This window comes from Rhizobacter sp. P3_C12, assembly GCF_056402735.1.
The window spans coordinates 1-10,119 of record NZ_JBFUGW010000230.1 but is presented as its reverse complement, the minus strand read 5'-3'; the positions used below and the strand labels follow the sequence as shown (position 1 = coordinate 10,119).

At 67.7% G+C, this 10,119-nt stretch carries 9 protein-coding genes; all 9 read right to left on the bottom strand.

Translation table 11 applies throughout. The features are described 5' to 3' along the window. Positions 1 to 551: 551 nt before the first annotated feature. A complete protein-coding gene (locus tag AC1DXV_RS26140; RefSeq protein WP_477936293.1) occupies positions 552 to 2,405 on the bottom strand; it encodes an ABC transporter ATP-binding protein in 1,854 nt (617 codons plus the stop codon). A gap of 12 nt (positions 2,406 to 2,417) precedes the next feature. Further along, a complete protein-coding gene (locus AC1DXV_RS26135) occupies positions 2,418 to 3,887 on the bottom strand; it encodes an ABC transporter permease (RefSeq protein WP_477936291.1) in 1,470 nt (489 codons plus the stop codon). A 21-nt stretch (positions 3,888 to 3,908) separates the two neighbouring features. Next, on the bottom strand, positions 3,909 to 4,892 hold the full coding sequence (locus tag AC1DXV_RS26130) for an ABC transporter permease (protein WP_477873038.1): 984 nt from the start codon (positions 4,890 to 4,892) through the stop codon (positions 3,909 to 3,911). 3 nt (positions 4,893 to 4,895) lie between these two features. Continuing rightward, a complete protein-coding gene (locus AC1DXV_RS26125; RefSeq protein ID WP_477936289.1) occupies positions 4,896 to 7,139 on the bottom strand; it encodes an ABC transporter substrate-binding protein in 2,244 nt (747 codons plus the stop codon). A 215-nt stretch (positions 7,140 to 7,354) separates the two neighbouring features. Next, positions 7,355 to 8,314, bottom strand: a complete 960-nt coding sequence (locus AC1DXV_RS26120) for an LD-carboxypeptidase (protein ID WP_477872972.1) — start codon at positions 8,312 to 8,314, stop codon at positions 7,355 to 7,357. After that, complete coding sequence (gene tadA, locus AC1DXV_RS26115; protein ID WP_477936295.1) at positions 8,253 to 8,834, bottom strand: tRNA adenosine(34) deaminase TadA; 582 nt, start codon at positions 8,832 to 8,834, stop codon at positions 8,253 to 8,255. Before tadA ends, AC1DXV_RS26120 begins: the two co-directional genes overlap by 62 nt. 62 nt (positions 8,835 to 8,896) lie before the next feature. Continuing rightward, positions 8,897 to 9,154 carry a hypothetical protein gene (locus tag AC1DXV_RS26110; RefSeq protein ID WP_477874570.1) on the bottom strand — a complete coding sequence of 86 codons (258 nt, stop codon included), beginning with the start codon at positions 9,152 to 9,154 and terminating at the stop codon, positions 8,897 to 8,899. 57 nt (positions 9,155 to 9,211) lie between these two features. Further along, complete coding sequence (locus AC1DXV_RS26105; RefSeq protein ID WP_477936287.1) at positions 9,212 to 9,730, bottom strand: 2'-5' RNA ligase family protein; 519 nt, start codon at positions 9,728 to 9,730, stop codon at positions 9,212 to 9,214. 114 nt (positions 9,731 to 9,844) lie between these two features. Next, the coding region (locus AC1DXV_RS26100; RefSeq protein ID WP_477936285.1) for a PIN domain-containing protein at positions 9,845 to 10,119 on the bottom strand (275 nt) is incomplete at its 5' end.

The following is a 10,119-nucleotide window of genomic DNA, read 5'->3' as shown; positions in this document are numbered from 1 at the left end:
ACCTTGTCCATCTGCTGCTGTGCGAGAGCGGGCAATGAGCCGAGCGCGAGGCTGCCGCCGAACGCCAACATCAGGCCGGTGCAGACCTTCGTTCTTCTAAACATGTGATCTCCTAAAACACTGAAAAGGTTGATCGATAAACCCACTCTCACAGCAAGTCATGTGCCGGCTTCATGAACCTGCCATGACCTGTCCGCAAAGACATGTAAAAGAATTGTCACTGAAGGGAAAAGGGGACCCTTTAGGGTATTCCTTGATCGCTTCAGAAGGCGTGCAGGCGCAAAGGCTGCCCGGGCCTATGGCGCACGCGCGTCGATGTCGGAAAACCCAGCATCCATGCGGGTTTGCGGCCGGTGCCGACGATGGCGATCGATCCCTCGACGACATACTTCGACGCGCACCTGGGCACCCTTCCCTAACCTGAAACAACACAGCCGTTGGCCCTGTGCAACAGCCCTCGAAAATGGACGAGCAAAGCTGTGCCGCGCCCGCTGAAAGCGGGGTGGTTCGCCCATCGATGGACCGATGCCATCGATGCGGGTGGCGATGAATCAGGCGCTCAGTTCGGCCCTGATTCGGGGCACCGCCGCAAGCAAGGTGCGCGTGTAGCTCGATTGCGGTGAGCCCAGCACCGATTCGGTGGTGCCCGATTCCTCGATGCGCCCCTTCTGCATGACCGCCACGTGGTCGGCGATGTACTCGACGACGCCGATGTTGTGCGTGATGAAGAGGTACGACACGCCGAGTTCGCGCTGCAGCTCGCGCAGCAGGTTGAGGATCTGCGCCTGCACCGACACGTCGAGCGCCGAGGTCGGCTCGTCGCAGACGATCAGCTTCGGGTTGACGGCCAGTGCGCGCGCGATCGCGATGCGCTGGCGCTGGCCGCCCGAGAACTCGTGCGGGTAGCGCTGCAGCGCATCGCGCCGCAGGCCGACCTGGTCGACCAGCTTCTCGAGCAGCTCGCGCCGTGCGGTGAGATCGAGCTCGGGGCGCAATGCGAGCAGCCCCTCTTCGAGCACGTCGAACACCCGCATGCGCGGGTTCAGCGATGCGAACGGGTCCTGGAAGATGATCTGCACCGCACGCCGCGCATCGCGCAGCGCATCGCCTTGCAGCGAGAAGAGATCCCGGCCCTGGAAGATCGCCTGGCCCTCGATCACCGCCTGGTGGCGCAGCAGCTGCACGATGGCCTTGCCGGTCGTCGTCTTGCCGCAGCCGGATTCACCGACCAGCGCCAGCGTCTCGCCGGGGCGGATCGCGAACGAGATGCCATCGACGGCGTTGAAGTGCCCGTGGGCGCGCTGCAGCAGGCCCTTGCGGATCGCGAAGCGGACCGACAGCTGCTTCACATCCAGCAGCAGTGGCTGGTCCACGCCACTGTCGGCGCGCTTTTGCGGCACTGCGGCGATCGCCTCGCCCTGGATCGGGGCGGCATCGACCGGCTGCGCACCATCGCGGTACAGGATGCAGCGCACATTGCGCCGCGTGCCGAGATCGATCAGCTCGGGGATCGTCGTGTGGCACTCGGGCATCACGCGGTCGCAGCGCGGCGCGAAGCGGCAGCCGGTGAACTCCTGCCACAGCGGCGGCACGGTGCCGGGGATCGCCGCGAGCCGGCCGCCGCGCTTGTCGGCATCGGGCAGCGCGCGCAGCAGCAGCTTCGCGTAGGGGTGCTTCGGCGAGCGGAAGAACTCGTCGCTCGTCGCCTCCTCGATGATCTGCCCGGCGTACATCAGCGCGACGCGATGCGCCATGCCGGCCACCACCGCGAGGTCGTGCGTGATCAGCAGCAGGCCCATGCCCTGCTCGCTCTGCAGGCGCTTCAGCAGGTCGAGGATCTGCGCCTGGATCGTCACGTCGAGCGCGGTGGTCGGCTCGTCGGCGATCAGGAAATCGGGCTCGGCCGCCAGCGTCATCGCGATCATCACGCGCTGCTTCTGGCCGCCGCTCAGGCGGAACGGGTACTCGTCGATGCGGCGCTCGGGCTCGGGGATGCCGACCTTGCCCAGCCACTCGATGGCCTTGGCGCGGGCCGCGGCGCCGCGCAGCTCGGTGTGGGCCTCGATCGCCTCGACGATCTGCTCGCCGACGCGCTTGACCGGGTTCAGGCTGGTCGACGGCTCCTGGAAGATCATGCCGATCTTGCCGCCGCGCACGCTGCGCATGCGCGATTCGGGCAGCGCGAACACATCCTCGCCCTCGACGTTCAGCGAACCCTGCGTGACGCGGCCGTTGTCGGGCAGCAGGCGCATCAGCGCGAGCGCCGTCATGCTCTTGCCGCAGCCGGATTCGCCGACCAGCGCGAAGGTCTCGCCGCGCGCGATGGTCAGGCGCAAGCCGTCGATGGCCTTCACGAGGCCGGCCTCGGCGTCGAGCGCCACCTTCAGATCTTGGACTTGCAGCATGGCAACGGCAGCTCAGCGAGTGGTACGGTCGACGCGGGCCAGGCGGCCCAGCGGGTTGCGGCGCGGGCGGAAGCTGCGCGCCCGCGGATCGAAGGCATCGCGCACGCCGTCGGCGAACAGGTTGGCGGCCAGCACCAGCGCCACCATGAAGCTGAACGCGGCGGCGAACGACCACCACACCACCGGGTCGCGCGACATCTCGTTGCGCGCCAGGTTGATCATGCCGCCGAAGCTGTTCATCGACGGATCGACGCCGACGCCGACGTACGACAGCACCGCCTCGTACAGGATCAGCGCCGAGAAATCGAGCACCGTCGTGATGATGATCAGGTGCACGACGTTCGGGAAGATGTGGCGCAGCATGATGCGCCACGAGCTGACGCCGAACGCCGTGGCGGCCTGCACGTAGTCGAGCTCGCGCAGCTTCATCGTCTCGGCGCGCAGCAGCCGGCACAGCGTGGCCCAGCCGGTCAGGCCGAGGATCACGCACAGCAGGAAGAGCCGCACGTCGGCGCGCTCGGCGCCGGTCTCGAACAGGTCGGGGTGGGTGTCGATGAAGACCTGCATCATCAGCACGCAGGCGGCGATCAGCAGCACGTTGGGCACCGACGACAGCGTCGTGTAGAGGTACTGGATCACCTCGTCGATCCAGCCCTTGAAATAGCCGGCCAGGATGCCGAGCGCGACCGCGAGCGGAAGTGTTGCCACCGTGGACAGGCTGCCGATCACGAACGCGGTGCGGATGCTCTTGAAGGCCTGGTACAGCACGTCGTTGCCGGTGCGGTCGGTGCCGAACACGTGGTACTGCGTCGCGAGTGCGAACACCGGCCCGAAGATCGCGCACAGTGCCAGCACGGTGATCAGCCCGGCGCGCAGCGGCAGGTCGGTGTGGTTGTGCAGCAGCTGGTGCCAGGCCTGGCGCCAGGTCCAGCCGTTGACGCGCGCGACCACCGCGGCCACCGCCGACACGATGGCCAGCCCGACCAGCAGGCCGATCACGAGGCCCAGCAGGGCGCGCCCCGTCACGTCGCCGGCCCACTCGGCCGCGTCGTCCTTCAGGTGCGCACCGCCGTGGTCGAGCCGCGGGAAGATGCGCTCGGTGCGGCCGTTGACCTCGCGCGAATCCTTCGTGAAGGCACGCGTGGCGAGCGGTGCCGAATAGGTGGTCTCGCGCCCGTCGACCTGCGTCGAGAGCACCACGTCGAGCAGCGATTCGGTGCGCGTGCTGTAGGCCTGCGCCTGCTGCGCGCCGGCGCTCGCGGCGTTCTGCAGCGCGCGCCGGAAGTGCACGCTGTCGACCACCGCAACGCCGAGGAACACCAGCAGGATCACCGCCGAGCACATCGCCGGCGGATCGCGGAACACCTTCAGCCACGAGGCGCGCAGGTTGGGGCTGCGGTGGATCCGCCAGCCGTACACGAGCAAGGCGAGCACGAGCAGCATCACCACCACGTCCGACCACAGGAAAACAATCTTCGGCATGAGTTCAGTCCCGGTGCGCGCTCAGCTGAGCCGGACCCGGGGATCGACCCAGGTGTACGCGATGTCGATGAGGATGTAGGTGCCGATGTACAGCAGCGAGCCGATGAAGACGATGGAGCGCAGGATCGCGAAGTCCTGCCCCGAGATCGCATCGATCACGTAGGCCCCCAGGCCCGGGATGCCGAAGAAGCTCTCGAACACCAGGCTGCCGAGGAACACGTAGGGCAGGTAGCTGCCGGCACTGGTGATGATCGGGATCAGCGCGTTCGGCAGCACGTGGCGGAACAGCACGCGCGGCTCGCTCAGGCCCTTGGCGCGCGCGGTGCGCACGTAGTCGCGGCCGATCTCCTCGAGGAACATCGCGCGGTACAGCCGCCCTTCCCCGCCCAGGCGCGACAGCAGCGACAGGATCACCGGCAGGATCAGGAAGCGCACCGCATCGAGCCCCGGCGCGAAGCCCGAGATCGGCACCAGCCGGAACATGCGCGAGAACAGGAACTGGCCGACGATGATGTAGAACAGGCTGCTGATCGACAGCATCAGCACGCAGGCAACCACGCCCCAGAAGTCGATGCGCGAGTTCTTGAAGAACACCAGCAGCAGCGCGAAGCCCACGCTCGCGAAGACCTGCAGCAGGAACAGCGGCACCGCGAGCTGCAGGCTGACCCACATGCGGGTGCGGATCTCATGGCCGACGTCGGTGGCGCTGCGCGCATCGGACCGGCCGAACTTCAGCGCCAGCAGCGAGACCGAGCGGTCCCAGAACACGGTGTCGGTGATGCGCTCGAGGCCGCTCGCCTTGTCGTTGACGTACAGCGGCTTGTCGTAGCCGCGCTCGGTCTTCCACTTCTCGATCTGCTCCTGCGTGACGCGCTTGCCGCCGATGTTCAGGCGCGCCATGTCGTCGGGCGTGTTGACGGTGAAGAACAGCAGGAAGGTGAACAGGTTGACTCCGAGCAGGATCAGGAAGCCGTAGAAGCCACGGCGGATCACGTAGTTCAGCATCGGTCAGGCTTTCGCGGGACGGGTGGCGACGCCGGCCAGGGCGTTGGCGCGTTCGCGGGCGATGAAGCCACGCCGCGCGATCCAGGCGAGCAGCGCAAGCGCCGCCGCGATCAGCAGCAGCGGCCAGTACACCGGGTGGTTCCACTCGGCCTGCTTCGCGGTGCGCAGCACCGGGTCGAGCCGGTGGTAGCGCACCATGTCGCGGATCATGATGGTCGGCTTGCCGTTGTAGACCCACTGCTGGTAGGCGCCTGCCGCATACGGGTAGTAGCCGAACGACCAGACCGCGTCCTTGCGCGCGATGTCGACCATCTCGTCGATCACCTTCTGCTTCTGCGGACCGTCTTCCAGCAACTGCAGCTGCTTGTAGCGCTTGTCGTACTCGGGGTTGTCGTAGTTGGCGATGTTCTCGCCTTCGTGCCGGCTCTTCGAGTTGGGCCCGTACAGCAGGAACAGGAAGTTCTCCGCATCGGGGTAGTCGGCGAGCCAGCCGGCCCAGAAGATCTGGTGCTTGCCCTTCAGCGTCTTGTCCTGGTACTGGTTGAAGTCGGTCGCGCGGATCTCGAGCTGCACGCCGATCTTCGCGAACTGCTTGACCATCCAGTCGAGCTCGGCGCGGAACTCCGGTGTGATCGCGCGCTGGAAGTCGTAGTTCAGCACCAGCGGGCGGCCGGTCTTCGCATCGCGGCCGTCGGGGTAGCCGGCCTGGGCCAGCAACTGCTTGGCCTCGTCGATCGAGCGGCGCACGACGCGGCCGTCGACCATCTTGTGCGTGATCGGGTTGTAGCCCTCGGGCGTGCCGTGGCGCGAGCCGAACAGGCCGGCCGGCACCGGGCCGTGCGCCGCGACGCCGCCCTTCTGGATGAAGATGCGGCCATAGCCTTCTTCCCAGTCGATCGCGATCGAGACGGCCTGGCGCAGCTTGCGGTGGCGCTCGTCTTCCTCCGGCGTCGCGCCCTTGCCGACCACCGGGTCGAGCATGTTGAAGCCGAGGTACCAGATCGAGATGTCGACCGTCTGCGGGAACTGGAAGCCGCGCTCCTCGAAGCGCTTCTTGACCTCGTCCGAGTCGTTCGCATCGGCCAGGAAATCGGGTCCCCAGTCGACGCGCTCGACCTCGGGCTCGTCCAGGTAGCCCTGCACGAACTTGGCCTTGTACGGCACCTTCTCCTTCTCGCTGTTGAAGACGAGCTTGTCGATGAAGGGCATCGGCTTGCCGCAATCCTTCAGCAGGCCGGCGGCCTGGTCCTCGGGCTCGCCTTCGCAGGGGTAGAGGTCTTCGCGGTAGTTCGGGTTGCGGCTCAGCACGTGCCGGCGGTCCTGCACGTACTCGGTCAGCATGTAGGGACCGGTGCCGACCGGCCAGCGCGTCATCGCCAGGCCGTTCTTGGCCATGCCGGGCTGGGCGTAGAACTTGTCGGCCTCCCACGGCACCGGCGCGAGGAAGGTCATCGCCATCCAGTACTTCCACTGCGGGTACTTGCCGCGGATGCGGATGCGCAGCGTGTGGTCGTCGAGCGCGCTCGCGCCGGCCAGCGGCCACTTGCGGAAATCGAGGAAGGGCTTGTCGAGCGAGGCCGGGTCGAGCCCCTGGCGCAGCTTGGCATCCTCGGCCTTGATCTGCGTGCCGTATTCCTTCAGGCCGATCACGTACTCCGAGAAGATGCCGTAGATCGGTGCCTCGATGCGCGGCGTGGCATGGCGCTTCAGCGCGTAGACGAAATCGTCGGCCACCAGCTCGCGCGTGCCGGTCTTCGCGAAGTCCCACGGCGAACGCTTGCCTTCGGTGTCGGCGGGCTTCAGATCGTGGTACAGGTACGCGCCCTGCTCGTTCTTCGCGAAGGCGGGGTGCGGCGCGTACAGCACGCCGCGCTTGATCTTCACGTCGTAGACGCTCTCGGCGACCAGCTCGCCCGGTGCGTCGTCGGCCAGCGGCTGGCCGTTCTTGTCGAGGTAGTGCGGGTGCGCGATCTCGGCGGCCGTCTTCGGGATCAGCTCGAACGGGCGCTTCAGGTAGTGGTACGCGTACAGCGGGTCATAGACCTGGTACGTGATCGGCGTCTCGTTGTTCGCGTAGGAAGCGGTCGGGTCGAGGTAGCGCGGCGAGCGCTCCTGGTACGCGGTGAACATCGTGTTCGTCTGCGCGGCGCCCTTCGGCTGCGGGCTGTTGTCGCAACCGGCCAGCACGGCGCAGGTGGTGAGCAGGGCTGCGAGCCCACGGCCCAGCCACGTTCCAGATCCCCGCATCCCGCGCACTCCTTCGACAGCAGACAAACGGCGCGTGCGGGTAAGCACAGGCCGGACAAAAAACAAGAGCCTCACACAACCCGGCTTGTGGCCGAGTCGCCGCGAGGCAGTCAGCAATGATAAAGCCCGGCGAGCAGCCGGTTTGCCAGGGGTTTCCACGGCTTTACCGGCCCCGAGCCTGCAGGGCATTCGGTTGCAAGCAAGAAGTCAGCCAGCTACCAGCCCACCAGGACGTTGCGGCCGTCGACGAGCAGGGTGACCTTGCGACCGATCGGCAGTGTCAGCTTCGTCGGCACGTGCCCGAACGGCAAACCGGTCAGGATCGGGACTTTTGTCACGCTTCGCAGGTGCTCGACCATGCGCTTCAGCGAGTAGCCGCGGTCGAGCGGCGACTTGCGGAACTCGGTGAACGCACCGAGAAGAATCGCTTTCTGGGTGCCGAGCACGCCGGCCTGGTGCAGTTGCAGCAGGCTGCGCTCGATCCGGTAGGGGTGCTCGTTGACGTCCTCGACGAACAGGATGCCGCCCTTGACCTTCGGGAAGTGCGGCGTGCCCAGCATCGCGTTCAGCACGCACAGGTTGCCGCCCCACAGCGTGCCCTTCAGTTCCAGGCCTTCGAAACCGGCTTCGGTGCGGAAGCCCACCGCCTCCAGTTCGCCGGTCATCGCCTCGGAGAAGCAATCGGGCGTCACCTCGTCGAGCACCTCGGCGCCGAAGTCGCCGCAGGCCATCGGCCCGGCCCAGCTGGTCGACTTCGTGTGCGCGAGCAGGCCGAGCTGCAGCGCCGTCATGTCGCTGTAGCCGACCCAGCGCGTGCCGTGCTCGACGCTGTGGCCGAGCAGCTTCCAGTCGATGCGGTCGAGCAGCCGCGTGAGGCCGTAGCCGCCACGTGCCGCCATCGCGATCGACGGCGCCTGGCGGGCCACGCGGTGCAGCGCGGCCAGGCGCAGGTCGTCGTCGCCGGCGAAGCGCTGGTGCTTCGCCAGCGCCGATTCGTCGACGCTGACCTCGAAGCCGAGCGCCGTCAGGCGCTTCACGGCACGGCGCAGCGGTGCCGCACTCGCGACCACGCCGGCCGGCGACAGGATCGTCAGCGAGCGGCCTGCCGGCTCATCATCGTGATGGTGATGATGGTGCGAATGGAGGTGTGAAGGATGGTGGGGTTGCGGGCTCAATCTCGAGTACCTCTCCGGTGGGGATGCCGGACGGCTCGTCAGCCGGCGCGGGGGATGGGGGCTGTGCGCCGGCGCGGCGCTGGCGGTACAGCTCGCGGCGTTCGGCGAAGAACTCGCGCAGCACGCCGCCGCATTCGTCGGCGAGCACGCCGCCGACGATCTGCGTGTGGTGGTTCAGCTTCGCCTCGCCGAACAGGTCGATCACCGAACCGGCCGCGCCGGTCTTCGGGTCGCGCGCGCCGAACACGACGCGCTTGAAGCGCGCGTGCATCAGCGCCATCGCGCACATCGCGCAGGGCTCGAGCGTCACGTAGAGCTCGCACTCGGGCAGCCGGTAGTTCGCGAGCAGCGTGGCCGCATGGCGCAGCGCGACGATCTCGGCATGCGCGGTCGGGTCGTGCTCGGTGATCGGGCGGTTGTAGCCGGTGGCGATCACCTGGCCGGCGCGCATGATGACGGCGCCCACCGGCACCTCGCCGACCAGCCACGCGTTGCGGGCCTGGTCGAGCGCGATGCGCATCGCGTGTTCGTCGGCGGCCGAAGCCGCCTGGAGCGCGGCGCCGGCGGCGTCAGGGGCCGGGATCACTTGGGGGAGTCGTCCTGGCGGGCGGTGCCCTGCGCGCCCTGCTCGAGGGCCTTGACGACATCGCTGCGCACCTTCTCCTGCAACTGCTGCGATTGCTCGCGCACCGTGCCGCTGGCGGCGCCGGTGCCCTGCGACACGCTGCCGTCGGTGGCCACCACCGGCACCTTGCCGACGGCCTTCAACTGCTTGTTGATGACGATGCCGATGATCGCCAGTGCGATCAGCAGCGACACGAATCCGAAGGTGGCTTTCATAGGAGGTCCCCGCCCGATGCCAGTTCGGGGCGGTCGGCATCGTACCTCACGGCGCGCTCACGACAGCGGCCAGTCGCCCAGGGTTTCGTGGCGGCCCAGGCCGACGTGGCTGCGCACCAGCGCGAAGCCGGCGGCCTGCCAGCCGACCGGCTCGATCGCGTGTTCGGCGATGCTGTGCCGGCGGTCGTACAGCAGCGTCAGGTGCGGCGTGGCGCTGCGCGAGGCCTGCGCCTCGGTGTCGCCCATCGCCAGGTTGAGCCGGCGGCGGAAGGCGGCGAGCGCGGGCAGGTTCTCGCTGCTGCGCAGCACGAAGGCACCGCTGCCGGGAAAGCTCATCGCCCGGTCGAAGGCCACGCCGAAGCCCTCGTGCACGAGGCCCGCGGCGGCACGCATCGCCGACTCGACGTTGGCTTCGTCGTCGACCATTGCGCGCAGCGTGACGTGCAGGCGCTCGGGCGTGAGCAGCTTGCCGCTGAGGCCGTGTTCGCTGCGCAGCCGGGTTGCCAGCTCGATGATGCGTTCTGCGACCTGCGGCGTGGGCCGCAGTGCGAAGAAGAGGCCCAGGTGCTGGGGCACCGGAGGGACGCGGCCCGCCTGAACAGGCGGCGGCGGTGGCGGCGGAGGCAACTCGTCGAACCCGGGCAAGCCGAACTGTTCCGGCCCGGAGCGGGCTTCTTTTTTCGTTCGCATCTATCGAGCACCCGCCTCAAGCAACGTGAAGTGGGTGCGGCCGATCAGCTTCCTGAAGTCACGATCGAAGCTCACGAGGTGTTCGCCCATGTGGACGACGGCCGCAGCCAGCCAGGCGTCCGGCAGAAGGTTGCCGCTGAGTTGCTTGTCCAGGCACAGTTGGCGCAGACGAGGCCACTCCGCGCCCTGCTCCGCCAGCCGGACACCCGGCACGGCGAGCAGCGCATCGACAAAATCGACCGCCTGCTCGATCGGCGTCGGAGCCTGGAAAATCC